This window comes from Burkholderia sp. GW821-FHT14F03 (assembly GCF_058803765.1).
This window is the reverse complement of the sequence record NZ_JBXAPG010000027.1, coordinates 55,133-80,831: the sequence shown is the minus strand read 5'-3', so window position 1 is coordinate 80,831 and position 25,699 is coordinate 55,133. Positions and strand designations below refer to the sequence as shown.

The following is a 25,699-nucleotide window of genomic DNA, read 5'->3' as shown; positions in this document are numbered from 1 at the left end:
CTGCCGGCGCGCACGCGCGACGGCAGGGTCGCGGGTCGCGCGCGGCGCCGTTCAGCGGCGGCGGGGCGGCGCGCGGAACGGTGGGGCGGGCAGGGCGGTGACGGCAGGGGTGTCCGCGCGCGGCGACGCGGGCGGACGAGGCAGCGAAACGTTCAGGCGGGAAGCGGCGGGGCGCGGGAGGGCGGGCGCTCGTCGCGCGCCGATCGCGCCGGCGGACGAGGGGCCGGCGGCAATGGGACACGCCGCGGCGCGGCGGCGGGGAACAGCAGCACGAGCAGCGCAAACGACGCCAGCGCGGCGAACAGCGCCGCGCTGAAGGCGCACAGGCCGGCCTCGTGATCGGCCGGCGCGGCCTTGCCGGCGTGCGTGAGCGTGTCGGCCAGCGCACGCGCGTCGTTGGCGGGCGTGATCGGCGCGCGCGCATCGAAGCGGGCCGTCAGGGCGGCGGCGTCGAGAATCAGCGGGCCGCGTCCGGAGCACAGCACCACCGAGCCCGCGTCCGGTCCATCCGGATCGAGCATCACGGCTCCGGACATCAGCGCGCGGGACAGCAGGACGATGAGGAGAACCCCCCAAATCAGCTGTCGCGCGAGGCCGCCCCGAAGCAGGAAGTGGCGAAGTGCGTTCATGGCGCGCGATTGTACCTCTGTTTCGCGGCGCGAATCGATCAGGCGCCGGTGACGGCCGGCCTCAGCGAGGAACGGCAGGCGCATGCGCCCAGGCGGGCCGCGCGGCGGCGCGGGTCATGACGCCGGCCGGCGGGCCGGGTCAGCCGGACAGCATGACGAGCGCATCGGGCGTGTGGCCGGCGAGCAGCAGCGCCCTCGCCTTGCGCAGGCTGGCGGCGGTGCGCATAGCCGGTTCGGCCGAGCGACATCCGTATCAATGTGGATGCCTGATTGATTGAACAGGATGGAATTCCAGATAGCGGGCGCTGCCGTGTCATTGAGCCCGAGCGCGCAGAGCTCGAACCGCCTCTTGCGAATTCGATGCATCCACTCAATGCCTGAAGCCGGCGTGCGCTCGTCCCGGCAAGGCTTTCCGGGGAATAACCCGCCATGAAAGGTATTGTTTTGGGGATCGATTCAGGGATATTGCTGAAATCTGATACCTGATGGGTATGGAAATGGATGTCCAAAAGTATTGGACGCTGGTATGGGCCGGGGCTATAAATCCGTTCCATGAACCCCGACCACGCAGCGTGCCCCATGTCCCCCATCGCCATCGAACGCATCGAAACCCGTCTCGTCGATCTGCCGACGATCCGTCCGCACAAGCTGTCGGTCGCGACAATGCACGGGCAGACGCTGATGCTGGTGAAGGTGGTCTGCAGCGATGGCGTGACGGGCATCGGCGAAGGCACCACGATCGCCGGGATGGCCTACGGCCCGGAAAGCCCCGAGGCGATGAAGCTCGCGATCGACACGTATTTCGCACCGGCCCTCATCGGCCAGGACGCGATGCGCATCCAGTCGACGATGGCGTTCCTCGGCAAGCTGGCGAAGGTCAATCACTTCGCGAAGAGCGCGCTTGAAACCGCGCTGCTCGACGCGCACGGCAAGCGGCTCGGCGTGCCGGTCAGCGAACTGCTCGGCGGCCGCCGGCGTGACCGCCTGCCGGTCGCGTGGACGCTTGCTTCGGGCGACACGTCGACCGACATCGCCGAGGCCGAGCGGATGCTCGACCTGCGCCGCCACAACGTGTTCAAGCTGAAGATCGGCGCGAAAGCGCTCGACGCGGATATCCGGCACGTGGCCGCGATCAAGCGGGCGCTCGGCGAGCGTGCGTCGGTGCGCGTCGACGTCAACATGGCGTGGAGCGAAACACAGGCGGCACGAGGCATTGCGGCGCTGGCCGATGCCGGCTGCGAGCTGGTCGAGCAGCCGGTGGCGTCCGCCGCGGCGCTCGCGCGCCTGATGCGCCGCTTCCCGGTCGCGCTGATGGCCGACGAAATTCTGCAGGGGCCCGACAGCGCGTTCGAGATCGCGAAGCAGCATGGCGCGGACGTGTTCGCGATCAAGATCGAGCAGAGCGGCGGGCTGTTCGCCGCGCAGCGCGTGGCTGCGATCGCCGATGCGGCCGGCGTCGAACTCTACGGCGGCACGATGCTCGAGGGCGCGGTCGGCACGATCGCCTCCGCGCACCTGTTCGCCAGCTTCGCGAACCTGCAGTGGGGCACCGAACTGTTCGGCCCGCTGCTGATCACCGAAGAAATTCTGACGCGCCCGCTGGATTACAGCGATTTCGCGTTGACCGTGCCGGCGGGCCCGGGGCTGGGCATCGAGCTCGACGAGGCCGCGGTCCGGCGCTTCACCCGCGAAGGGCTGACGAAAGTCACCCGGTAGCCCGAACCACGCAACAGCCGTCATTCCCCCAAATACACATGGAGACACCATCATGAGCGTCAAGGTATTCGACACCGGCGAAGTGCGGGACCTGCTGAAAGCCGCCGCCAACGCCGGCGGCAGCGGCGGCAACGCGCGCGTGCAGCAGATCGTGCATCGCCTGCTGGGCGACCTGTTCAAGGCCATCGACGATCTCGACATCACGCCCGACGAAGTGTGGGCCGGCGTCAACTACCTGAACAAGCTGGGGCAGGACGGCGAGGCGGCATTGCTGGCGGCCGGGCTCGGCCTCGAGAAGTATCTGGACATCCGCATGGACGCCGCGGACAAGGCGGCCGGCCTCGATGGCGGCACACCCCGCACGATCGAGGGACCGCTGTACGTGGCGGGCGCGCCGGTGCGCGACGGCCTGTCGAAGATCGACCTCGATGCCGACGACGGTGCGGGCCCGCTCGTGATCCACGGCACGGTGACCGGTCTCGACGGCAAGCCGATCGCGGGGGCGGTGGTCGAATGCTGGCACGCGAACTCGCACGGCTTCTATTCCCACTTCGATCCGACCGGTGCGCAGACCGCTTTCAACCTGCGCGGCGCGGTGAAGACGGGCGCGGACGGCAAGTACGCATTCCACACGCTGATGCCGGTGGGCTACGGCTGCCCGCCGCATGGCGCCACGCAGCAGTTGCTGAACGGCCTCGGCCGCCACGGCAACCGTCCGGCCCACGTGCACTTCTTCGTGACCGGCGACGGTCACCGCAAGCTGACGACGCAATTCAACATCGACGGCGATCCGCTCATCTGGGACGACTTCGCGTATGCGACCCGCGAGGAACTGATCCCGCCCGTCGTCGACAGGACCGGCGGCGCGGCGCTCGGCATGAAGGCCGACACGTACCAGGACATCACGTTCGACGTCGTGCTGACGCCGAGCGTGCACGGCAAGGACGACCAGATCGTCGAGCGTCCGCGGGCGTCGGCCGGGGCCTAGCCATCCGATGCGGCCCGGCGCGGGCGGCGCGCGCGTCGCCACCGGCCGGGTCTTCCGATACTCATCGATACCACCGATATGCAGGCACGCCTTGCAGGGCGAGGTGTGCGCGCAGGAGGAACCATCATGTCCGCGATCATCGACAAAACCGACGAACTGGATCAACTGTTGTCCACCGCCGTGCAGGACGACCGGCAAGCCGGCGTCTTTCGCTGCCGCCGCGACATCTTCACGAATCCGGACCTGTATGAGCTGGAGATGAAGCACATCTTCGAGGGCAACTGGGTGTATCTGGCGCACGAAAGCCAGATTGCGGACAACAACGACTATTACACGACGTGGATCGGCCGCCAGCCGGTGGTCATCACGCGCGACAAGACCGGAGAACTGCACGCGATCATCAATGCCTGCGCGCACAAGGGCGCGATGCTGTGCCGGCGCAAGCACGGCAACAAGGGCAGCTTCACGTGCCCGTTCCACGGCTGGACCTTCTCGAACACCGGCAGGCTGCTGAAGGTGAAGGACGAAAAGACCACCGAATATCCGGTGCAGTTCAACACCAACGGCTCGCACGACCTGAAGAAGGTCGCGCGCTTCCAGAACTATCGCGGCTTCCTGTTCGGCAGTCTCAACGCCGATGTGGCGCCGCTGGAAGACTACCTCGGCGAAGCGCGCGTGATCATCGACCAGATCGTCGGCCAGGCGCCGAACGGGCTGGAAGTGCTGCGCGGCAATTCCTCGTATGTCTACGAGGGCAACTGGAAGATGCAGATGGAGAACGGCTGCGACGGCTACCACGTCAGCACCGTGCACTGGAACTACGCGGCGACGATGGGCCGGCGCAAGGAAGACGGCACCAAGGCGGTCGACGCAAACAGCTGGAGCAAGTCGGTCGCCGGCGTCTATGGCTTCGACCACGGCCACATCCTGCTGTGGACGCAGACCATGAACCCGGAAGTGAGGCCGGTGTTCCAGCATCGCGACGAGATCAAGGCGCGCGTTGGCGACGTCAGCGCGGATTTCATCGTCAACCAGACGCGCAACCTGTGCGTGTATCCGAACGTGTTCCTGATGGACCAGTTCAGCACGCAGATCCGCGTGGTGCGGCCGCTCGGCGTGGACCGGACCGAAGTCAGCATCTTCTGCTTCGCGCCGAAGGGCGAGAGCGAGGCCGACCGCACGACCCGCATCCGCCAGTACGAGGATTTCTTCAATGTATCGGGGATGGGCACCGCCGACGATCTGGAAGAGTTCCGCGCGTGCCAGGCCGGTTATGCCGGCAGCACGGCGATGTGGAACGACCTGTCGCGCGGCGCGCCGCTGTGGGTCGAGGGCCCGGACGAGAACGCGAAGCGGATGGGGCTGAAGCCGCGCATTTCGGGTGAGCGCAGCGAGGACGAAGGGCTGTTCGTGTGTCAGCACGAATACTGGGTGAACGTGATGCGCGATGCGGTGAAACAGGAACGTGACGAGGTGCGGGCATGAACTTCGACTATCGAACCGTTTGCGCGGCGCTGTACCGCGAAGCGCGCCTGCTCGACGATCGCCGGTGGGACGACTGGCTCGCCTGCTACACGGAGGACGTCACCTACTGGATGCCCGCGTGGGACGACGACGATCGGCCGACCGACGATCATCAAAGCCAGATCTCGCTGATGTATTACCCGGATCGCGGCGGCCTCGAGGATCGCGTGTTCCGGATCAAGACCGAGCGCAGCGGCGCATCGACGCCCGAACCGCGCACCAGCCACAACGTGGCGAATGTCGAGGTGCTCGCCGAACGCGACGACGAGGTGGACGTGCGCTACAACTTCCAGACGCTCAACCATCGCTACCGCGTGACCGATCACTTCTTCGGCACGATGTTCGTCACGTTGCGCAGGGTCGGCGACGATCTGCTGATCTCGCACAAGAAGATCGTGCTGAAGAACGACTACATCCGGCAGGTGCTCGACGTCTATCACGTCTGACGTCGATCGTTTCGTATTGAAAGGGAAGTGGAGGAGATGGCCATGTCCAGCTATCAGATTGCGTTGAACTTCGAGGACGGGGTGACCCGTTTCATCGACTGCAAGGCGGGCGAGAAGGTGCTCGACGCCGCCTTCCGCGCGAAAATCAACCTGCCGATGGATTGTTCCGACGGCGTGTGCGGCACCTGCAAGTGCCGCGCGGAAAGCGGCCGCTACGATCTCGGTGACGACTATATCGACGCCGCGCTGACCGGGGACGAGAAGGAGGGTGGCCTCGTGCTGACCTGCCAGATGGTGCCGCAAAGCGATTGCGTGATCGCGGTGCCGACGTCCTCGGTTGCGTGCAAGACCGGCCAAAGCGGGTTTGCCGCGACCGTGCGCAGGGTCGACCCGCATCACGACGCGGCCGTCGTGCTCGAACTCGACGTCGATGCGTCCGTGCCGGTGTTCCTGCCGGGCCAGTACGTGAATATCGACGTGCCGGGCAGCGGCCAGCAGCGGTCGTATTCGTTCTCGTCCGCGCCGGGCGACGCGACGATCAGCTTCCTGATCAAGAAGATTCCTGGTGGCGTGATGAGCACGTGGCTGGCATCGGCGCAGGCGGGCGACCGCCTCGATCTGCACGGGCCGCTCGGCAGCTTCTATCTGCGCGATGTGCAGCGGCCGCTGCTGTTTCTCGCGGGCGGCACGGGTCTCGCGCCGTTCCTGTCGATGCTCGACGTGCTCGCGCGCAGCGGTTCGCAGCAGAAGGTGCATCTGATCTATGGCGTGACGCGCGATCTCGACCTGGTGCTGGTCGATGCGATCGAAGCGTTGGCCGCGAGGCTGCCGGATTTCAGCTTTGTGACTGTCGTCGCGGACGCCGCGTCGGATCATCCGCGCAAGGGGTGGGTGACGCAGCACATTCCGGCCGAGGCGCTGAACGACGGCGACGTGGATGTCTATCTGTGCGGGCCGCCGCCGATGGTCGACGCGGTGCGCCAGTATTTCGACGACGAAGGCGTGAAGCCGAACAGCTTCCACTACGAGAAGTTCACCCCTAACGTCACGGCGAAGGCGGCATGACCATGCAACGATTCTCGGGCAAGGTCGTCGTCGTCACCGGCGCGGCGCAGGGCATCGGCCGTGGCGTCGCGCTGCGCGCGGCGGCTGAAGGCGGCAAGGTGCTGTTCGTCGACCGCGCGGATTTCGTGGCCGAGGTCGCCGCGGAAGCGCCGTCTGGTCACGGCGCCGGATGCGTCGCGGATCTCGAGACGTACGACGGCGCGGGCGCGGCGATGGCATGCGCGGTCCAGACGTTCGGTCGCATCGACATCCTGATCAACGGGGTCGGGGGCGCGATCCGCATGCGGCCGTTCGCCGAATTCGAACCGGCGCAGATCGACGCGGAAATCCGCCGTTCGCTGATGCCGACGCTCTATACATGCCACGCCGTGTTGCCGCATTTGCTGGCGCGCGGCGGCGGCACGATCGTCAACATCTCGTCGAACGCCACGCGCGGCATCCGTCGCGTGCCGTACTCGGCGGCGAAAGGCGGCGTCAATGCGCTGACCCGGTCGCTCGCGATGGAATACGCGGAACACAACATCCGCGTCGTCGCGACCGCGCCGGGCGGCACCAGCGCGCTGCCGCGGCGGGTGCCGCGCAATGCCGCCGGCGACACCGTGCAGGAACAGGCGTGGATGAGCGAGGCGGTGCGCCAGGTGACCGGCTCGACCTTTCTCAAGCGCTACGGCAGCCTCGACGAGCAGATCGCGCCGATCCTGTTTCTCGCGTCCGACGAAGCGAGCTACATCACCGGCACGGTGCTGCCGGTCGCGGGCGGCGATACGGGTTGAGCGGCGCGCGTCGCCGCGAGGCGACGTCAGGCATGCGTGCACGCGAGCGTTGCCATGGCTCGCGCCTTCTGTTCGAAAGCAACCAACCCGCCGGCGCGCACATGCTGGGCGGCGCGCCCGGTTATATCGTGGAAATCAAGGCGGTTGCCGTGTTGCCGGAGTGAGCGCGGCGGCGCGGCCCGGGGCGGGCGGCTGCTCAGCCTTGCGAGGCCGGGTCGTCGCGCCCGGCCGGCGACAGATAGTCCGTGCCTTCCTCGTCGTACAGATCGTAGATGAGGCGGAGCATGCGTTCGAGGTCTTCGGATTCGTCGAGCATGCGCATGCTCATGATGATCGGCGACACGAGCTTCGCGTCGTCGAGATCCTTGTACGACACGTCGTCGCGCTTCAGGCCGTACACGCTGCGCGGGACGATCGACACGCCTTCGCCGGCCGCGACAAGCCCGAGCGCGATCTGCAACTCGCGCGTTTCCAGCACGCGCGCCGGCTTGAGCGAGCGATCGTGGAACGCGGCCAGTACCTGGTCCGCATAACTCGGGCGCGGCGCTTTCGGGAAAATGATCAGCGTTTCGTTGATCAGGTCGTGCAGCGACAGCACCGCCTTCGCTTCGCACAGCCGATGGCCGAACGGCAGCGCCGCGATCATGCGTTCCTCGCGCAGCACCACGCGGCGGATGCTCGGATCGTTGAGGCGGATGCGCCCGAACCCGACGTCGATGCGGCCTTCCTTCAACGCCTTGATCTGGTCCATCGTCGACATCTCGTGCAGGCTCAGTTCGACCTCGGCATGCTGCTGACGATACCGGCGAATGATTTTCGGCAACATGCCGTAGAGCGTCGAGCCGACGAAGCCGACCGACAGGCTGCGTTCGATCTTGCCGACGCGGCGCGTCATCGATTCGAGTTCGGCGGTTTGCGCGAGCAACTGCACCGCATGCTGGTAGAAGAAGCGGCCGGTTTCGGTGAGTTTCAGCGGGCGTGAATTGCGCTCGAACAGCAGGACGCCGAGGATCTGCTCGAGCTGCTGGATCTGCCGGCTCAGCGGCGGCTGGGCGATATGCAGGCGTTGCGCCGCGCGCGTGAAGCTCCGCTCCTCGGCGACGGCAACGAAATAGCGCAGGTGGCGTAGCTCCATGGTCCTTGCCGTCGAATGGTGGAGGGATGCGAAAAACTGGAGCCGAGCCACCGTACGTGAAAGCGCGCGGATGGAACGGGGTTGCGCGCCGCCATCGGCGATTCCACCGGGCCGGCGCATCCGCGCCCGGTTGTCCGGCGGCGGGCGCGGCGGGGGCGGAAACGGTCCGGGGCATGCGCGAATCGCGCGCGTTGCGTTGCCGTTCAGCCGATCCGGACTTCGGGGTTCAGCGTGTAGAGGCCGGTCAGGCTCGCCTGACCGAGCACGCGCGCCTTGGCCAGCGCGGCGCGGACGTTCGCCCCGTTCAGCGGGCCGTCGACGTCCAGCGTCGGCGTGGCCAGCGCATACACCGTGAACACATAGTGATGGACGAGCGTGTCGTTCCACGGCGGGCAGGGACCATCGTAGCCGTGGTAATCGCCCTTCATCTGCGCGTCGCCGGCGAACCAGGCGGTGTAGTCGTTCACGCCGTGACGCAGGCCCGTGGCGGTGCGCGGGCCGGGCTTGCCGCGCGGCGTGACGCCGTCTGACTCGGACCCCGCCGCGATCTCGGTCGTCGCGGCCGGAATGTCGAGCAGCAGCCAGTGGAAGAAATCGACGCGCGGCAGCGCGGCCGGCACGATGCGCCCTTCCTGGTTCACGTCGTCGCCGCGGCTCGGCACGTCCGGGTCGTGGCACACGACGACGAAGGACTGCGTGCCTTCGGGCGCGCCGCTCCAGGCGAGGTGCGGGTTGCGGTTCGCCGACAGCGCGACGTGCGTGGCGGCATCGGGTACGGCGAACGCGAATTCGCCGGGAATCGGCTGGCCGTTCTCGAAGCTGTGGCTGGTGAGTTTCATGTGAGGGTCCGTCCGGAGGAGTGATCGGGGCGGCGCGTCCGTAGCGGAGCGCGACTTCCGCATTGTAGGCGGATCGCCTTTTTCGACGACATCACAGGCAATCAAGGATGTCGCTTGGCCAATCAATTTGATTGCCTGTGCGTCGTTTGTCGTGCCGCTCCGTTTCCATTTCCAACAATCAACTTTCAAAATGGCAATCTGCGATCTCAATACAGATTTGCGTCGTCCAACGTGTTTTCTTTTCCGTATGCCGCTTAGCGGCGCGCCAGCGCCTGTTCCAGCACCCGCGCCACATGCAGCGCGTGCGCCTGCGCGCCGTCCTCGATCTGATGACGGCAACTCGTGCCGTCGGCGACGACGAGCGTCGTCGCCGAGCGCGCGCGCACGGCCGGCAGCAGGGATAATTCCGCCATCGCCCGTGACGCGGCGACGTGTTCGAGCTCGTAGCCGAAGCTGCCCGCCATGCCGCAGCACGACGATTCCACCGGCGACACCTTCAGGCCCGGGATCCAGCTCAACACGGTCTGCACCGGCGTGAAAGCGTCGAACGCCTTCTGGTGGCAGTGGCCGTGCACGAGCGCCTCGGTCGCCTCGATGGCCCGCAGCGGCAGCGACAGCCGTCCGGCCTGCTGCTCGCGCACGAGGAATTCCTCGAACAGGAACGCGTGGCGGGCCAGCCGCCGCGCGGCGTCGCCATACCCGTAGGACAGGAATTCATCACGCATCGACAGCAGGCACGACGGCTCCAGCCCGACGATCGCGACGCCGCGTTCGAGATAGGGCGCCAGCGCGTCGAGCGTGCGTTGCGCCTCGACCTTCGCCTCGTCGACGAGGCCCGACGCGAGGAACGTGCGTCCGCAGCACAGCGGCCGTTCGCCGGGCCGCGCATTGACGTGCACCGTGTAGCCCGCGGCCTGCAGCACGGCGCGCGCGGCGCGGGCGTTCTCGGGTTCCTGGTAGTTGTTGAACGTGTCGACGAAGAGCAGCACCTCGCGCGCGGCCTCGCCATGCGGCGCGTGCGTCGCGCCGGCTTCCGCCAGGAACGGTCGCGCGAAGGCCGGCAGCCGGCGCTGCGGCGCGAGGCCGATCCAGCGCTTGAGCAGCGCGGTCGCGACCGGAAGCCGCTCGGCCAGCGTCAGCGCGCCGCGCAGGCGCGCGGCCCACGGCGCATAGCGCGGCAGATAGGCGATCAGCCGCTCGCGCGGCGTGATGCCGTGGCTGCGCCGCCGCGCGTGGCGCGCCTCGATCTTGAAGCGCGCCATGTCGACGCCGGTCGGACAGTCGCGCTTGCAGCCCTTGCAGGACACGCACAGGTCCAGCGCGGCCTTGACGTCGTCGCCGGCCAGGCCGTCCGGTCCGAGCTGGCCCGTCACCGCGAGCCGCAGCGTGTTCGCGCGGCCGCGCGTGACGTGCTGTTCGTCGCGCGTCACGCGATAGCTCGGACACATCGTGCCCGCGTCGAATTTCCGGCAGTGGCCGTTGTTGTTGCACATCTCGACCGCCGAGGCGAGCCCGTGCGTGGCATCCGCGCCCGTGCCGGGCGCGCTTTCGACGCCGCTCAGCGGATCGCGCGTGACGTTCCAGGCCGACCAGTCGAGCGCCGGCCGCAGCGGCGACGCGGCGTAGCCGGGCGCGAAGCGGAAGTGCTCGCGCGCATCCATGCGCGGCGGATCGACGATCTTGTCGGGATTGAAGCGATGCTCGGGATCGAACAGCGCCTTGATCTCCGCGAACGCCGCATTGAGGCGCGGCCCGTATTGCCAGGCCACCCATTCGCCGCGGCACAGCCCGTCGCCGTGCTCGCCGGAATACGCGCCCTTGTATTCGCGCACCAGCGCCGCGGCTTCCTCGGCGATGGCGCGCATGCGCGTCGCGCCGTCGCGCCGCATGTCGAGGATCGGCCGCACGTGCAGGGTGCCGACGCTCGCATGGGCGTACCACGTGCCTTCGGTGCCCTGCCGGTGGAACACCTCGGTCAGGCGGCGCGTGTATTCGGCCAGATGTTCGAGCGGCACCGCGCAGTCCTCGATGAAGGACACCGGCTTGCCGTCGCCCTTCATGCTCATCATGATGTTCAGGCCGGCCTTGCGCACGTCCCACAGCGCCTTCTGCGCGACCGCGTCGGGCATTTGCACCACGCTGTCCGGCAGGCCCAGGTCGGCCATCAGCTCGACGAGGCGCGCCAGTTGCGCGAGCAGCGCATCGCGCGCGTCGCCCGCGAACTCGACGAGCAGGATCGCCTGCGGCCGTCCCGCCAGCGCCCGCTCGATGACGGGCCGGAACGCGGGGTTCTCCATCGACAGCTCGATCATCGTGCGATCGACCAGTTCGACCGCGACGGGCTTGAGCGTGACGATGTGCTGCGCGGCATCCATCGCCGCGTAGAAGGTCGGGAAGTTCACGACGCCGAGCACCTTGTGCGTCGGCAGCGGCGCGAGCTTGAGCGTGAGCTGCCGGCTGCAGGCGAGCGTGCCTTCGGAGCCGACGAGCAGGTGGGCGAGATTGGCGTGGCCGTCGTCGGTGTAGGCGCGCGGGTTCTGGCAATCGAACAGGTCGAGGTTGTAGCCGCCCACGCGGCGCAGCACCTTGGGCACGCGCTCGACGAGCGCGTCGCGCTCGCGCGCGGCGATGCGCTCGACGCCGCGCAGCAGCGCGCGCGTGCGGGCGTGCGTCACGGGCTGCGCGAGCGATCCGAAATGACAGTCGCTGCCGTCGGCGAGCACGGCGTCGATGGCGAGCACGTTGTGCACCATGTTGCCGTATTCGATCGAGCGCGAGCCGCATGAGTTGTTGCCCGCCATGCCGCCGATCGTGCATTGCGCGCCGGTCGAGACGTCCACCGGGAACCACAGGCCATGCGGCTTGAGCCACGCGTTCAGGTGGTCGAGCACGAGGCCCGGTTCGACGGTGACGGTGCGCGCCTCGGCGTCGAACGCGACGATCCGGTTCAGCCACTTGCTGGTGTCGATGACGAGCGCCTCGCCGACGGTCTGTCCGCACTGGCTCGTGCCGGCGCCGCGCGCGAGGATCGGCGCGCGGTGTTCGCGCGCGATGTCGAGCGCGCGCAGCAGGTCGTCCTGGTCGCGCGGCACGACCACGCCGAGCGGCGTGATCTGGTAGATCGACGCGTCGGTGGCGTAGCGCCCGCGCGCGGCGCGATCGGCGAACACGTCGCCGCGCAGTTCCTTGCGCAGGCGCGCGAACAGCGGCGACAGCGCGCCGCCGGGCGAGGGCATCAGGTGGACGGGCTGGAGCAGTGGAGCGCGGACGGCGGAGGTCATGGCGGCGGTCGGTGGCGGTGAGCGAAGGGCGAGCCGACGGGCGGCTCAGGCGAGCGTGACGCTGACGGGCGGCAGGCCCGGGAACCGGCCGGTCGCGATGCCGGCGGCGCGCGGAAAGTGCATGCCGGTATAGGAGCCGGTGGTGACGACGCTGCCGGCCGGCAGCGCGATGCCGCGCTGCGTCGCGTGATTGACGAGCCAGGGCAGCAGGCGGCGCGGATCGCCGGCCGGGTTGGCCGCGGGGCCGTCGACGATCGTGTGCCGGTCGAACGTGAAGACGGGCGCGGGCGTCAGAAACGGGAAGTCGGCGCGGTAGGGCACGGCTTCGCCGACCACGAGCGCGCCGTGGTTCTGCAGATCGGCGAGCTGCGCGAGCGGGGCGACGGCCGGCCACTCGCGATAGCGGCTCGTGACGATCTCGATCGCCGCGGTCATCTGCACGATGCCGGCGAGCACGTCGTCGGCGTCGTAGGGCGCGGCGCGCGGCGCGAAGTCGCGGCCGAAGCGGAAGGCGATCTCCAGTTCGAGCCCGAGCGGCTGGAACGCGCGGCGCGGCAGCGCGATGCCGCCCGCGTGCACGCCGTCGGCGGGCAGCGGGGCGGCCTGGATCGGCCCGTCGGGCGTTTTCGCGCCGACCTTCCAGCCGCCGATGGCGGCGCGGCGCGCGTGGAGCAGCTGCGTCTGCACGGCGTAGGCGGCGTCGAGGCCGGCGGGGACGAGTTCGGCGGGCAGCGCATCGAACGCGATGCCGTCCTGCCAGCCGGCGTCGAGCCGGGCGGCGAGTTCCTGGGTAGCGTGGATCATGGCGAGCGGGGGAGCGTGTGGAGGGCGCGGCGTCAGGCCGGCGATTGCTTGGTGACGGCCGGGGCGGCGGGTTCGCCCGCGAAGCGGCTGTCGGGCTGCATGCGGAAGGCCAGGACGACGCCCACGCCCATCAGGACCATGCTGCCGATGAAGGGCAGTTGCCAATCGCCGAAGCGGTCGATCACGTAGCCGGAAATCACGGGCGAGAGGATGGCGGCCAGCGCGGAACCCGAATTCATCATGCCGCTGGCGGTGCCGGAGTACTCGGGCGCGATGTCCATCGGCACCGCCCACATCGGGCCGATCGTCATCTCGGCGAAGAAGAAGCCGGCCGCGAGACAGGCCACCGACAGATACAGGTCGTGCGCGAACACCAGCAGCGGGATCAGCGACAGCAGCGTCAGCAGCATGCAGATCGCGACCATCCAGCACCGGGCCTGCTTGAGGCTGCCGGTGCGCGCGTGGAGCCGGTCGGTGAGCACGCCGCCGAGCGTGTCGCCGAGCACCCCGGCGAAGAACACGGCGGACGCGAACACGGCCGATTGCTTGAGGTCGAGCGCGTAGCTGTGCAGGAAGTACTGCGGAATCCAGCTCAGGAACAGCCACAGCGTCCAGCCGTAGCAGAAGTACACCGTCGTGACCGGCAGCATGCGCTTGAACAGCGGCCCCCAGGGCACGTTCGCGGGTTTCTGCTTCGGCGCGGGCAGCGCGTCGAGTTCGGCCTGCGTGATGCGCGGATGATCCTTCGGATGCTCGGTGTAGACGAGCGCCCACACCACGACCCACAACAGGCTGATGGCGGCGCACAGGTAGAACGATTCGCGCCAGCCGTGCACGGCCATGATGGCGACCACCGCGGCCGGCGCGACGGCGTTGCCGATGCGCGAGAACGCGTGGGTGATGCCTTGCGCGAAGCCGCGCCGTTCGCGCGGCACCCAGCGCGCCATGGCCGAGGTCGCGGCCGGGAAGGTCGCGCCCTCGCCGAGGCCGAGCAGCAGGCGCGCGGCCAGCAGCGAGACGAGGCCGCCCGCCATCCCGGTGAGCAGCGTCGCCACGGCCCACAGCAGGCCGCACGCGAGCAGCGTGCGGCGCGCGCCGAAGCGGTCGCTGACCCAGCCGCCGATGATCTGGAATACGAGGTACGGATAGGCGAAGGCCGAGAACACCAGGCCGATCTCCGTCTTGTTGAGGCCGAATTCGCGGCCGAAGCCGGCGGCGGCGGTGCTGACGTTCACGCGATCGAGGTAGGTGATGAAGTACATCACGCACAGCATCACCAGCACGATGCTGGTCGCTCGGAACAGCTTCATGTTGCGTCTCCTGGATGTCATCGGGCGTGCGGCGGGCCGGCTCTGCGTCCGGCTGGTGAAACGGATGAGGGGGCGGGCGCGCCCCGGCCGCGCGGGCGGGGCGTGTCGTGTCGGGCGTCGCGCCGTCGCGCGTCGCGCCGTCGCGCGGGACGCCCGGTCAGGCCGCCGCGCGCAGCGCGGTCGGATGCGAGGTCGAGGCCAGGTAGTCCATCGCCGCGACCGCGCCGCTGTCGGCCAGCGGCACGCCGGCCAGCTTGAGGCCCATCTCGCAGCCCGCGAGCGCGGCCATCAGCGTGAGGTCGTTGCAGTCGCCCAGGTGGCCGATGCGGAACATCCGGCCGCGCAGCTTGCCGAGCGCCTGCCCGAGCGACATGTCGAAACGTTCGTAGATGAGCTTGCGCACGGCGTCGGCGTCGATGCCGTCGGGCATCATCACGCCGGTCAGCACGGGGCTGTAGACGGCCGGATCGGCGCACTGGATCGGCAGGCCCCACGCGCGCACCGCGCGGCGGGTGGCTTCCGCGAGCCGCTGATGGCGCGCGAACACGCGGTCGAGCCCCTCGCCGAGGATCATGTCGAGCGCTTCCGACAGGCCGTACAGCAGGTTGGTGTTGGGGGTGTACGGCCAGTAGCCGGTGCGGTTGGCCTCGATGATCTCGTCCCAGCCCCAGAACGCTCGCGGCAAACGCGCCGTGCGGCTCGCCGCGAGCGCCTTCGGAGACACCGCGTTGAAGCTGATGCCGGGCGGCAGCATCAGGCCTTTCTGCGAACCGGAGACCGTCACGTCCACGCGCCATTCGTCGTGGCGGTAGTCGGCGGAGGCGAGCCCCGAGATCGTGTCGACCATCAGCAGCGCCGGGTGCCCGGCCGCATCGATCGCGCGGCGCACCGCCGCGATGTCGGAGGTGACGCCGGTCGAGGTTTCGTTGTGCACCACGCAGACCGCGCGGATCTCGTGCGCGGCGTCGGCGCGCAGGCGCGCCTCGATCAGGTCGGCCTGCACGCCGCGCCGCCAGCCCTCGATGCCGGGCAGGCCGATGAACCCGGGCTTCAGGCCGAGCGCCTCGGCCATCTTCTTCCACAGCGTCGCGAAATGCCCGGTCTCGTACATCAGCACCGCGTCGCCGGGGCTCAGCGTGTTGGTCAGCGCGGCTTCCCACGCGCCCGTGCCCGACGCCGGATAGATGATCACCGGCTGGGTGGTCTTGAACACCTGCTTGATGCCGGCCAGCACCTTGAGCCCCAGCGCGCCGAACTCCGGGCCGCGGTGATCGATGGTGGGGTGGCTCATGGCCCGCAGGATGCGGTCGGGCACCGGGCTCGGGCCCGGGATCTGGAGGAAGTGGCGGCCGGACGGGTGGAAATCGAGCGCTTGCATGGTAGTTCTGTCTCCTGATTTGCATTTTGAATTTTGCATGCAAAATACTTTAGCAGAGCAAGCCGATGGATTCAAAGTGAAGAATTAAGCGGAAATGGCGGTGTTTACCCGTTGTTTGCAGTGCAATATCGCGGGTCAGGGAAGTTGAAGTAGAATCGTTGCGAGCAAGAATGAAGGGTTTTGCATGCAAGATTCAGAAAATTCGGGGCCCGGCGCGACGGCCCCGGCGCTGCCCCGGCTGGAACGCCAGCGGCTGCACGACACGGTGGTCGACCATCTGCGCGGCTTCATCGTCGAGGGCGTGCTCGCGCCGGGCATGCGCCTGAACGAGCGCGAGCTGTGCGAGACGCTGGGCATTTCGCGCACGCCGCTGCGCGAGGCGTTCAAGGTGCTCGCGGCCGAGGGCCTGCTCGTGCTGTCGCCCAATCGCGGCGCGAGCGTCTATCGGATGGGCGAGGCGGAGATCCGCGAGACCTTCGAGCTGATGTCGGGGCTGGAGGCCTTTTCCGGCGAGCTGGCGTGCGAGCGCATCACGCCCGCCGAGCTGGCCGAGATCAAGGCGCTGCACTATGCGATGCTGGCGTGTCGCGTGCAGAACGATCTGCCCGGCTATTACAGCCGGAATCAGGAGATCCACGACCGCATCAACGAGGCCGCGCGCAACTCGGCCTTGCGCAACACCTATCAGTCGATCAATCGACGCATCATGTCGATGCGTTTCCGTTCGAATCAGCTTGCCGAGAAATGGGATCGCGCCGTGCACGATCACGAGGAGATGATCAAGGCGCTCGAAGCGCGCGACGGCCGCGCGCTGGCGGCGATCCTGCGGCGTCACCTGCTGGAGAAGCGCGACGCGGTGCTGCTGATGCACGCGGAAGCGGAAGCCGCGAGCCGGACGGTGCAAGGGCGCGCGTAGCGGGGTGGGACAGGCGCGGGCGCTGTGGGGGGCGGTGTCGCCGCACGGGCGGCCCGCGCAACGCGTGGTGGAAGGTTGATGCTTCTGCCTGCTTCTGCTTCTGCTTCTGCTTCTGCTTCTGCCGCTGCCGCTTCCGCTTCCGTCGCTTCCCCTGCTTCCATCGCCCCCGTGGCTCCGGCCTCTCCCGCTGCTTCCGCCGGCCGGCGCGCTACGCCGATACCTTCGCGAGCCGGCGCGCCTGATCCCGCCTCACCAGCCGCGTCGCCGCCGCGCGGTACAGCGGCGACGGACGCCGCTGGTCCTCGCACAGGCACGTGTAGGTCATCTTGATCACGTGGTCGTCGTCCGATTCCACGGCCATCCGGCAGATCTCGTGCCATTCGAGGTCGAGGTCGAGGTCGAGGTCGAGGTCCAGCGCCGACGCCTCGCTTCGCGCGGGCCTGCGTACGCTCGCATAGGCCGCGCACAGCGCGACCCACAACGGCGGCAGCAAGGCGGCGACCTGCACCTTGGGCAGCCGCGCGAAAACCGTGCGCGCGGCGTGCGTGGCCGTGACCGTGTGCAGGATCGTGAAGTCGGGCGTGCGCCAGTACGCGTCGAGCGTGGCCGCCGCGATGGCGTCGATCAGCGACGCGCTGGGCGGCGGCGCGAGGACGGCCTGCCTGAAACGCGCGTCGTCGCCGACCTTGCGCAGGCGGCTCGTGATCATCTCGCCCTGCACGCCGGCTTCGCCCATCGCGCGCGCGGCCTGTTCGAACGCGGCGCCGACGCTGTCCGCCCGGGGAACGCCGTCGAGCGCGACGTCGAGCGGCAGATGCCCGGCGACCAGCGCCGCGAGACCGGAGGCGATCTCGCCGGCATGGCCGGCTTCGAGACCGTAGGCAAGCCGGATCAGCGCATGAAACGCGCCTGACGCGGGCGCGAACGGGATATCCCGCATCACCGCAACGAGAACGGGCGGCGCGCCGTCCTCCGCGATCCAGTCGAGGAAGACGGCGCGCAATGCGCCGAATGCTTTCGCGTCGCCGAGATGCCGCGCCCAGTCGCGCCGCGCGATGACGGTGTCGACCGGTGGGGCGTCCAGGGCGTATGTGCGCGTCCAATAGTCGAAGAAGGCCCGCAGCCGGGCCGGCGACGCGCCCATCCGGCGCAGCGCGACGAGCGCCATCGGGCAGTGGTTGGTCGTGCCCCGGCCGCCGAGCGCGAAGCGCGCATTGGCGTCGAGCAGTTCGGCCAGGGTCAGGTCTGCATCGCTCTTCCACATGGTTCGGGTTCCGGTTCGAGGAGATGTGTCGCAGTATAGAAGTTGAAGTTAACTTGAACTCAATATGATTTCTTTGTCCGCTTCGTTATCGGCAACGGACGTGCGTGGGCGTACTGCTCGCGGGAACGCGTCGTTGGGCGCGGAGGACTCGCGCGCATGGGTCGCGCGGCGCATGGCGACGATTTGATCGCGCCTTTCCCGCCTGCATCGACCGGGCTTGCCGGGCGCGCCGACGGCGCAATCGCCCTCATGACAAAGGGGACATGGGCGGCGCGCCGATCCGGAAACCGTTCGGTCGCCATTATTGCGCGGGTACGCGGCAAGCCGTCGCCACGGCGCGCGGGGCGTCTCCATTCGACTTGCGCAGGCGGGCATAAGCAAAGACAAATTCGTCATTTCCGGCGTCGCCTTGGCACTTCCATACTGGTTTATTGCGCGAGCCCGCGTGCTTGGCGCGCGAGCCCGCGCACGCGCCGCGTGTGCCATCGTCGCGGCTGTCATCACATCGTCAGGGGGAGCGCCATGAGCGATACGTCGATTCACCGCGCGCATGCGGCGAGCGACACGGCGGCCGGCACGGCCGGACGCCGGCCGTTCGGCACCGAGGACTGGTGGGCCGTCGCGATCGGCCTGTTCGTGATCGTCGTCGCCTATCTGCTGTTCGTCTTCGGCGGCAGCCTCAAGGGGCTCGCGGTCGCGCCGGCGAAGTGGGCGGAGGTCGGGCAGCTGGCCGGCGACCTGGGCCGGCACGCGTCGGGCTATGCCGCGCTGTTCGTCGCGTTCGCGCTCGTGTTCTCGGTGGCGATCGCCGCGCTGCGTTTGCCGGTCGCGCAATTCGTGCCGGGCTTTCTCGTCGTGTTCGCCGTCTCGGCCGCGATCGTCGCGATCGGCGCCTGGGCGCGGGCGAGCGCCTACAATCTCGAACCGCCGCTGCTCGCGCTGCTGCTCGGCCTGCTCGCATCGAACCTGTTCACGCTGCCCGCGTGGCTCGCGCCCGCGTTGCGCGTCGAGTTCTACATCAAGGTGGGCATCGTGCTGCTCGGCGCGACCCTGCCGCTCACCCTCATCGTCTGGGCCGGCCCGGTTGCCGTCGGACAGGCGACGATCGTGTCGCTCGTCACCTTCTTCGTGATCTATGCGGTCGCGCGCGCGTTGTCGCTCGATCGGCGCTTCGCTGCCGTGCTCGGCGTGGGCGGGGCGGTGTGCGGCGTGTCAGCCGCGATCGCGATCGCCGGCGCGGTGCGCGCGCGGCGCGAACAGGCCTCGGTGGCGATCTCGCTCGTGGTGGGATGGGCGATCGTGATGGTGTTCGCGCTGCCGGCCCTCGCGCGCGCGCTCGGCCTGCCGACCGGCATCGCGGGCGCGTGGATCGGCACCTCCGAATTCGCGGACGCCGCCGGGATCGCGGCGGCGCAAGCGTATGGCGATTTCGCGCGGCATGCGCCGGGCACAGTGGCGGGCGCGCCCGATGCGGCCTTGCAGGCGTTCGTGCTGATGAAGGTGGTCGGCCGCGACATCTGGATCGGCATCTGGGCGTTCGTGCTCGCGCTCGTCGCGACCACGCGCTGGGAGCGCGATGCCCAGGGCGAGCCGGTACGGGCCGAGGCGCGCGCGAAGGAGATCTGGACGCGTTTCCCGAAGTTCGTGATCGGTTTCGTGATCGCCTCGGTCTTCGTCACGTGGGTCGCGTCGCACTACACGCTGGCCGACTATCGCAGCATCGTCACCCCCGACTTCGTCGCGCCGATCGTCGCGTTGCGCACCTGGGCCTTCACGTTCTGCTTCCTGAGCATCGGCCTCACGACGCGTTTCGCGTTGCTCGCGTCGACCGGGATCCGGCCGTTCGCGGCCTTCACCGCCGGGGTCGCGGTCAACATCGTGATCGGCTATCTGTTGTCCGCGCATGTGTTCGCGCCATACTGGTCGGCGCTCGGGCAATGAACGCGCGCACGGATCCGGATGCGGCGGTCTGCCGCCATTGCGTGCACTGGCGCGACGATCGCGCGCTGCTCGAGGCGGCCATCGGCGGCCTGGCGTCGTTCGGGTCGGCGTATGGCGCGAGCGTGGGCGACAGCCGCCTGTGCGTGCGGCTGGATCGGCTCGTGTCACCGCGCGACGGCTGTGCCGGGTTCGCGCGCCGGGGAGACGTGAGGGAGTGACGCGGTGGGTGCGATGTCGTTCTTCGTCGCGTCGGCTTCGGGTGGGATGGGACGGCTGCCGCATTACCCTTGTGTACGGCGGAAAGGGAATTGCGCCGTGTCGAAATGCTCGACGAGATAGTTCGCGAACGAACGGACCTTGATCGGAAGATGACGCCGATTCGAATAGGCGACCTGGATTTCGAGGCTGGTAAGTTCGTATTCCTTCAGTAACTCGGCCGGCGCTCCCGACGCGATGTCGCGGGCCACGGTGTATTCCGACAGGCATGGCGATGCCGACTCAGCAGCGCCACCCGTCGTCGACTGCACGCGGTGCGAGCCGTGTCGGCCCGACACTTCCGCCTCGGCGCGCGCGACGCAGCCTGAGCGCGATGCGCCGCGACGCCTGGCGCGATGCGGTGCGGAACGCGCGGAAATCGTGTGTAGTTTCGGTGGAGGCGCAAGAAATATAGTCCCGATTTCGGCGCATCTCATCGCCAGTGTTGAGACAAAATTGAGGTTTCGTGGCGGGCATTGTTCTGTACTCCGGGCAACGCCACCATTGCACGACATTCCCGATTGCTCAACTGCTGGTCCCTACGATGAATTCGCTGATACTGATTGCTGAAGACGAGCCCGAAATCGCGGAGATACTCGAGGCATATCTGGTTCGCGAGGGTTTTCGCACCTATCGCGTCGGCAACGGCCAGGCCGTGCTCGATCTGCATCCGCTCCTGAAACCCGACCTGGTCCTGCTCGACATCAAGCTGCCCGAGAAGGACGGTTGGGAAGTGCTGACCGAATTGCGCCGGCGAGGCAACACGCCCGTCGTGATCATCACCGCGCTCGATCAGGACATCGATCGATTGCAGGGTCTGCGCATCGGCGCCGACGACTACATCTCCAAGCCGTTCAATCCCGTCGAGGTGGTCGCGCGCATCCGCGCCGTGCTGCGGCGCTCCGGCGCCACCGCGAACGGCAACGTGATCCGCGTGGGCAGCCTCGAGATCGATACCGAGAGCTACATGACGAAGGTTCGCGCGGAGGCCGGCGAGACCCTCGTGTCGCTGACGTTGACCGAATTCCGGCTGCTCGCGCACATGGCCAAGTCGCCGAGCCGCGTCTTCACGCGCGGCGAGCTGGTCGACGCCTGCCTGGGCGGCGGCGGCGCGCTCGAGCGCACGGTCGACAGCCACATCAGCCGGCTGCGCAAGAAGCTCGATTGCGCGGGCGCGCCCGGCATGCCGGAAGTGATGCGCGGCGTCGGCTATCGATTGCAGAAAATCCAGTGAACGCGCGCAGCCGGCTCAGCCAGCAGATCGTCCTGTCGATGAGTCTCGCGTCGATCGCCACGACCTTGTTCGTGTTCGTCGGCTCGTTCGTCATCTACGGGGTGGTCTATCGGCTGTCGCCGCCGCGGCACGGCGGCGCGCTCGACAGCGCGATTCCGCAGGCGAACGATTATCTGTTCTTCGCCCTGCTGCTGTTGACGGGGCTGGTCGCCGCCGTGATCGTCGCGACCCGGCTCGCGCGGCGCATTCTGAAGCCGCTCAATTCGCTCGCGGAGAGCGCGCGCCGGATCGCGGCCGGCGACCTGAGCGCGCGGGCCGCGCCCGGCGACCGCTCGCTCGCCGAGACGGCGCTGCTGGTCGACGATTTCAACGCGATGGCGGTGCGCCTGCAGGACATGGCGGCGGAGATGAGCGCGTGGAACGCGGCGGTCGCGCACGAGCTGCGCACCCCGCTCACGATCCTCAAGGGCCGGCTTCAGGGGCTCGGGGATCGCGTGTTCGAACTCGACGACACGCTGGTGCGCAACCTGCTCAGCCATGTCGAAGGGCTGACGCGGCTCGTCGACGATCTGCAGATCGTCACGCTGCAGGACACCGGACGGCTCGACATGAACATGCAGCCGACCGACATCGGGCTCGAGGTGCGCAACGCGGTCGATTCGATCGGCGACACGCTGCACGACGCGGGCTTCTCGGTCGAGCTGCTCGCCGCCGGCGCGGTGCTGCCCTGCGACGGCGCGCGCATTCGCCAGGCCCTGCTCGCGCTGCTCGACAACGCGCGGCGCTACGCGGTGCCCGGCAAGCTGCGCGTCGAACTCGCGGTGCGGGCCGCGAGCGTCGCGCTGCGCGTGGAGGACGAGGGGCCTGGCCTGAGCCCGGAGTTTGCACGCCATGCGTTCGATCCGTGGACGCGCGCGGACGTCTCGCGTTCGCGCCAGTTCGGCGGTTCGGGGCTGGGCTTGTCCGTGGTGCGGGCGATCGCGCATGCGCACGGCGGCCATGCGCGCTATCGCGCCTCGTGCCTCGGCGGCTCGCTGTTCGAGCTGGAGATCCCGCGCCGGGGCCGCTTCGCGCCGCACGCCGGGGCATCCATCGTTCCGCGGCTTTCGTAAAGCGGCCGGCGCGCCGGGCGGACCTCGCGCTATGATGTGCGTCGCCGTTGCGTGGCGCATTCCGGATCGTCGGGATCGGCCACGGGCTCCGATCCACCCTTCCGCGAATTCCAGATGACCCAGCGCTTCATCTCTTTCGTTCCATGCCGCATCGCATTCGCCGCCGCGACGCTCGCGCTGGCCGCCAGCGGCGTCGTCCTGGCCGCTCCGCCGCCGGTGTCCGACGCCGCCGCGTCCATTCCGGCGTCCGGGTATGCGCAGCCGCCCAAGCCGATCCTCGACGTGATGCGCGCGCCGCCCGTGCCGATGCCCGTCGTCAGCCCGACCGGCGACCGGCTGCTGCTCGTGTCGTGGCAGGACTATCCGTCGATTTCCCGTGTCGCCACGCCATTCCTGCGTCTGGCCGGCGTGCGCGTGGAGCCCGGCAATCACAGCCGTCACGACACGGAAGGCGGCTACGGGATCACGCCGTGCGCGACCCGCTTCTCGCTGGTCCATGCGCCGGCCGGCGCGGCGCGCACGGTCGCGCTGCCCGCCGGCGTGTGTGCGAGCCGCCCGCTGTGGAGCGCCGACGGCAAACGCTTCGCGTTCGAGAACACCACGGCCCGCTCGGTCGACCTGTGGATCGGCGACGGCGAGACCGGCGCGGTGCGCCAGGTGGCCGGCGTGCAGCTCAATCCGATGTTTGACGACGAACTCCAGTGGATGCCGGACCAGCATACGCTGCTCGTGAAGCTCGTGCCCGCGCGCCTCGGGCCGCCGCCGCCCGCGCCCGCGCTGCCGGAAGGGCCGAGCATCCAGCAGTCGGACGGCAAGTCCGGCCAGAGCAGCACCTATGAAGCGCGCGACACGCTCAAGAACGCGCACGACGTCGCGCTGTTCGACTACTACGCGGCGTCGCAGCTCGCGCTGGTCGATGCGCGCGACGCGCGCGTCACGCCGGTCGGCGGCGTGGGGCGCTACGACGGGCTCGCGCCCGCGCCGGACGGCCGCCACGTGCTCGTATCGACGATCGGCAAGCCATATTCGTACATCACGACGGCCGAGCGTTTCCCGCACGACTTCGTGGTCTGGGATCTCGCGGACCGCGCGCATCCCGCGACGCATGCGATCGCGTCGCGCCCGCTGACCGACCGGGTGCCGATCGGCGGCGTGCCGCTCGGGCCGCGCGCGTTCTCGTGGCGCGCGACCGAGCCCGCGACGCTGGTGTGGGCGGAAGCGCTCGACGGCGGCGACTGGAACGTGGAGGCGCCCGAGCGCGACCGCGTGATGATGTCGAAGGCGCCGTTCGATCAGCCGCCGCGCGAGGTGCTGCGGCTCAAGCAACGCTACGCGGGCTTCGTCTGGGGCGGGCGGCCCGATCTCGCGCTGCTGTCCGAGTACGACCTGAACCGGCACTGGCGGCGCGGCCTGCTGGTCGACGTCGATGCGGCGCAACCGACGCCGCGCGTGCTGTGGGATCTGTCGACCGACGAGAAGTACGGGAACCCGGGCGTGCCGGTGACCCGCGCATTGCCGAACGGCTTTCGCGTGATGCGCGAGGACGGCGGCGCGATCTTCCTGGCGGGCGCGGGCGCGTCGCCGCAGGGCAACCGGCCGTTCCTCGACCGGCTCGACCTCGCGACGCTCAAGACCGCGCGCCTGTTCCGCAGCGACACGTCGAGCTACGAGCAGTTCATCGCGTTCGCGGGCGCCGACTCGCGCCGCTTCCTGACCTGGCATCAGTCGCCGGTCGATCCGCCGAACGTCCACGTGCGCACGCTGGGCGAGCCGCTCGACGCGCCGGCGACGGGCGAGCCCGCGTTCGCCTCGAATGGCGCGGCGCTCACGCATGTCGAGGACCCGGCGCCGGCGGTGCGGCAGATCAAGAAGCGTCTCGTCAAGTACAAGCGGGCCGACGGCGTGGAGCTGTCGTTCACGCTGTACACGCCGCCCGGCTATCGCGAGGGCACGCGCGTGCCGGCGATCCTCTACGCGTATCCGCTCGACTACGCCGACGAATCGAAGGCCGGCCAGATCAGCGGCTCGCAGGAGACCTTCACCACGTTGAAGAACTACCGGCTGCTGCTGCTGGCGGGCTACGCGATCATCGACAACGTGTCGTTCCCGATCGTCGGCGACCCGAAGCGCGCGTACGACACCTATACGGAGCAGCTCGTCGCCGACGCGAAGGCGGCGGTCGACGAGGCGGTGCGGCTCGGCGTCGCGGACCCCGACCGGATCGGCGTCACCGGTCACAGCCACGGCGCGCTGATGACGGCCAACCTGCTCGCGCATTCGGACCTGTTCCGCGCGGGCGTCGCGACGAGCGGCTCGTACAACAAGACGCTCACGCCGTTCGGCTTCCAGAACGAGCGGCGCTCGGTGTGGCAGGCGCAGGACGTCTACCTGAAGGTGTCGCCGTTCTTCTATGCGGACCGCTTGAAGACGCCGCTGCTGATCGTGCACGGCGCCGACGACGCGAACCCCGGCACGACGCCGTTGCAGGCGAGCCTGCTGTACGAGGCGATCCGCGGCAACGGCGGCACCACGCGTCTCGTGATGCTGCCGCATGAACCGCATTGGTATACGGCGCTGGAGTCGAACGAGCAGCTGGTGGCGGAGATGCTGACGTGGTTCGACCGCTATGTGAAGAACGCGCCGCCGCGCGCGCCGGCCGCGACGAAGCCGGCCGCCGGCTGACAGACGGCGAGGGGCTGGACGCGGGGTGACGTGTCCGGCCCGGAGGCGGGGGCGGGCCGGTGGGACTCCGGTGAGGCGCGGGCGGGTCGGGGGCGCGATCGACGGGCTGGGTCGGGGGCTTCGCGGTCTGTACGGTTGATGGCTCCGGCCTTCGGCGCTGGGCTCACAGCTCACAGCTCGTGGCTCCGGGCCCACGGCCCACGGCCCACGGCCCACGGTCCACGGTCCACGGCCCACGGCCCACGGCCCACGGCCCACGGCCACGGCCACGGCCACGGCCACGGCTCACGGCCCACGGCCACGGCCACGGCTCACGGCTCACGGCCCACGGGCCCACGGCCACGGCCACGGCCACGGCTTACGGCTCGCGGCCTACGGTCTAAGGATCTATGGCCCCCGGCTCCGCG

21 protein-coding genes and 1 pseudogene are annotated in these 25,699 nt (G+C 68.9%); 13 read left to right on the top strand and 9 right to left on the bottom strand.

What is annotated here, in order from left to right; translation table 11 throughout:
* Nucleotides 1–152 precede the first annotated feature (152 nt).
* Nucleotides 153–629, bottom strand: a complete 477-nt coding sequence (locus tag AC1RQF_RS19435) for a hypothetical protein (RefSeq protein ID WP_492872757.1) — start codon at nucleotides 627–629, stop codon at nucleotides 153–155.
* Between the two features lie 579 nt (nucleotides 630–1,208).
* On the opposite strand from AC1RQF_RS19435, the gene AC1RQF_RS19430 reads away from it, so the two are divergent.
* From AC1RQF_RS19430 to AC1RQF_RS19400, 7 genes and pseudogenes are all read left to right on the top strand, one after another.
* Complete coding sequence (locus tag AC1RQF_RS19430; RefSeq protein WP_492872743.1) at nucleotides 1,209–2,345, top strand: muconate/chloromuconate family cycloisomerase; 1,137 nt, start codon at nucleotides 1,209–1,211, stop codon at nucleotides 2,343–2,345.
* 52 nt (nucleotides 2,346–2,397) lie between these two features.
* Nucleotides 2,398–3,333, top strand: a complete 936-nt coding sequence (catA, locus tag AC1RQF_RS19425; RefSeq protein ID WP_273997010.1) for a catechol 1,2-dioxygenase — start codon at nucleotides 2,398–2,400, stop codon at nucleotides 3,331–3,333.
* Nucleotides 3,334–3,459: 126 nt separating this feature from the next.
* Complete coding sequence (locus AC1RQF_RS19420) at nucleotides 3,460–4,818, top strand: Rieske 2Fe-2S domain-containing protein (protein WP_492872742.1); 1,359 nt, start codon at nucleotides 3,460–3,462, stop codon at nucleotides 4,816–4,818.
* Nucleotides 4,815–5,303, top strand: a complete 489-nt coding sequence (gene benB, locus AC1RQF_RS19415; protein ID WP_492872741.1) for a benzoate 1,2-dioxygenase small subunit — start codon at nucleotides 4,815–4,817, stop codon at nucleotides 5,301–5,303. The genes AC1RQF_RS19420 and benB overlap by 4 nt, the downstream gene beginning before the upstream one ends.
* A gap of 42 nt (nucleotides 5,304–5,345) precedes the next feature.
* The gene (benC, locus tag AC1RQF_RS19410; RefSeq protein ID WP_492872740.1) at nucleotides 5,346–6,368 is read left to right on the top strand and encodes a benzoate 1,2-dioxygenase electron transfer component BenC; all 1,023 of its coding nucleotides are present in this window, start codon (nucleotides 5,346–5,348) and stop codon (nucleotides 6,366–6,368) included.
* Nucleotides 6,365–7,141: a benzoate diol dehydrogenase BenD gene (gene benD / locus AC1RQF_RS19405; protein ID WP_492872739.1), complete on the top strand. Its 777-nt coding sequence runs from the start codon at nucleotides 6,365–6,367 to the stop codon at nucleotides 7,139–7,141. Before benC ends, benD begins: the two co-directional genes overlap by 4 nt.
* 92 nt (nucleotides 7,142–7,233) lie before the next feature.
* A pseudogene (locus AC1RQF_RS19400) lies at nucleotides 7,234–7,305 on the top strand (RidA family protein); the annotation flags it as partial.
* Between the two features lie 32 nt (nucleotides 7,306–7,337).
* Here the strand turns inward: AC1RQF_RS19400 and AC1RQF_RS19395 are convergent.
* The 6 genes from AC1RQF_RS19395 to AC1RQF_RS19370 form a co-directional block, all read right to left on the bottom strand.
* The gene (locus AC1RQF_RS19395) at nucleotides 7,338–8,276 is read right to left on the bottom strand and encodes a LysR family transcriptional regulator (protein WP_492872738.1); all 939 of its coding nucleotides are present in this window, start codon (nucleotides 8,274–8,276) and stop codon (nucleotides 7,338–7,340) included.
* Between the two features lie 203 nt (nucleotides 8,277–8,479).
* Nucleotides 8,480–9,115, bottom strand: a complete 636-nt coding sequence (locus AC1RQF_RS19390) for a YbhB/YbcL family Raf kinase inhibitor-like protein (RefSeq protein WP_273997003.1) — start codon at nucleotides 9,113–9,115, stop codon at nucleotides 8,480–8,482.
* Nucleotides 9,116–9,369: 254 nt separating this feature from the next.
* Entirely contained in the window at nucleotides 9,370–12,396 is a 3,027-nt protein-coding gene (locus AC1RQF_RS19385; protein ID WP_492872737.1) for an FAD-binding and (Fe-S)-binding domain-containing protein, read from the bottom strand.
* A 45-nt stretch (nucleotides 12,397–12,441) separates the two neighbouring features.
* Nucleotides 12,442–13,200 carry a 2-keto-4-pentenoate hydratase gene (locus tag AC1RQF_RS19380; RefSeq protein WP_492872736.1) on the bottom strand — a complete coding sequence of 253 codons (759 nt, stop codon included), beginning with the start codon at nucleotides 13,198–13,200 and terminating at the stop codon, nucleotides 12,442–12,444.
* 32 nt (nucleotides 13,201–13,232) lie between these two features.
* Entirely contained in the window at nucleotides 13,233–14,510 is a 1,278-nt protein-coding gene (locus AC1RQF_RS19375; protein ID WP_273997000.1) for an MFS transporter, read from the bottom strand.
* A gap of 157 nt (nucleotides 14,511–14,667) precedes the next feature.
* Nucleotides 14,668–15,888, bottom strand: coding sequence for a pyridoxal-phosphate-dependent aminotransferase family protein (locus AC1RQF_RS19370; RefSeq protein WP_492872735.1), 1,221 nt, complete (start codon nucleotides 15,886–15,888; stop codon nucleotides 14,668–14,670).
* Between the two features lie 184 nt (nucleotides 15,889–16,072).
* Between AC1RQF_RS19370 and AC1RQF_RS19365 the strand changes: the two genes are divergently transcribed.
* A complete protein-coding gene (locus AC1RQF_RS19365) occupies nucleotides 16,073–16,804 on the top strand; it encodes a GntR family transcriptional regulator (RefSeq protein WP_273996998.1) in 732 nt (243 codons plus the stop codon).
* 208 nt (nucleotides 16,805–17,012) lie between these two features.
* On the opposite strand, the gene AC1RQF_RS19360 is transcribed toward AC1RQF_RS19365, so the two are convergent.
* On the bottom strand, nucleotides 17,013–18,068 hold the full coding sequence (locus AC1RQF_RS19360) for a questin oxidase family protein (RefSeq protein ID WP_492872734.1): 1,056 nt from the start codon (nucleotides 18,066–18,068) through the stop codon (nucleotides 17,013–17,015).
* A gap of 522 nt (nucleotides 18,069–18,590) precedes the next feature.
* Here AC1RQF_RS19360 and AC1RQF_RS19355 point away from each other — a divergent pair.
* Together AC1RQF_RS19355 and AC1RQF_RS19350 are read left to right on the top strand one after the other, a co-directional pair.
* Nucleotides 18,591–20,009, top strand: a complete 1,419-nt coding sequence (locus tag AC1RQF_RS19355; RefSeq protein ID WP_492872733.1) for a YeiH family protein — start codon at nucleotides 18,591–18,593, stop codon at nucleotides 20,007–20,009.
* The gene (locus AC1RQF_RS19350; protein ID WP_492872732.1) at nucleotides 20,006–20,227 is read left to right on the top strand and encodes a hypothetical protein; all 222 of its coding nucleotides are present in this window, start codon (nucleotides 20,006–20,008) and stop codon (nucleotides 20,225–20,227) included. The genes AC1RQF_RS19355 and AC1RQF_RS19350 overlap by 4 nt, the downstream gene beginning before the upstream one ends.
* Before the next feature lie 63 nt (nucleotides 20,228–20,290).
* Here the strand turns inward: AC1RQF_RS19350 and AC1RQF_RS19345 are convergent, their stop codons facing one another.
* The gene (locus tag AC1RQF_RS19345; RefSeq protein WP_492872731.1) at nucleotides 20,291–20,536 is read right to left on the bottom strand and encodes a hypothetical protein; all 246 of its coding nucleotides are present in this window, start codon (nucleotides 20,534–20,536) and stop codon (nucleotides 20,291–20,293) included.
* Nucleotides 20,537–20,808: 272 nt separating this feature from the next.
* On the opposite strand from AC1RQF_RS19345, the gene AC1RQF_RS19340 reads away from it, so the two are divergent.
* From AC1RQF_RS19340 to AC1RQF_RS19330, 3 genes are all read left to right on the top strand, one after another.
* Entirely contained in the window at nucleotides 20,809–21,498 is a 690-nt protein-coding gene (locus tag AC1RQF_RS19340; RefSeq protein ID WP_492872730.1) for a response regulator, read from the top strand.
* Nucleotides 21,495–22,610, top strand: coding sequence for an ATP-binding protein (locus AC1RQF_RS19335; RefSeq protein ID WP_492872729.1), 1,116 nt, complete (start codon nucleotides 21,495–21,497; stop codon nucleotides 22,608–22,610). The genes AC1RQF_RS19340 and AC1RQF_RS19335 overlap by 4 nt, the downstream gene beginning before the upstream one ends.
* A gap of 114 nt (nucleotides 22,611–22,724) precedes the next feature.
* On the top strand, nucleotides 22,725–25,292 hold the full coding sequence (locus AC1RQF_RS19330; protein WP_273996991.1) for a S9 family peptidase: 2,568 nt from the start codon (nucleotides 22,725–22,727) through the stop codon (nucleotides 25,290–25,292).
* Nucleotides 25,293–25,699: the final 407 nt, after the last annotated feature.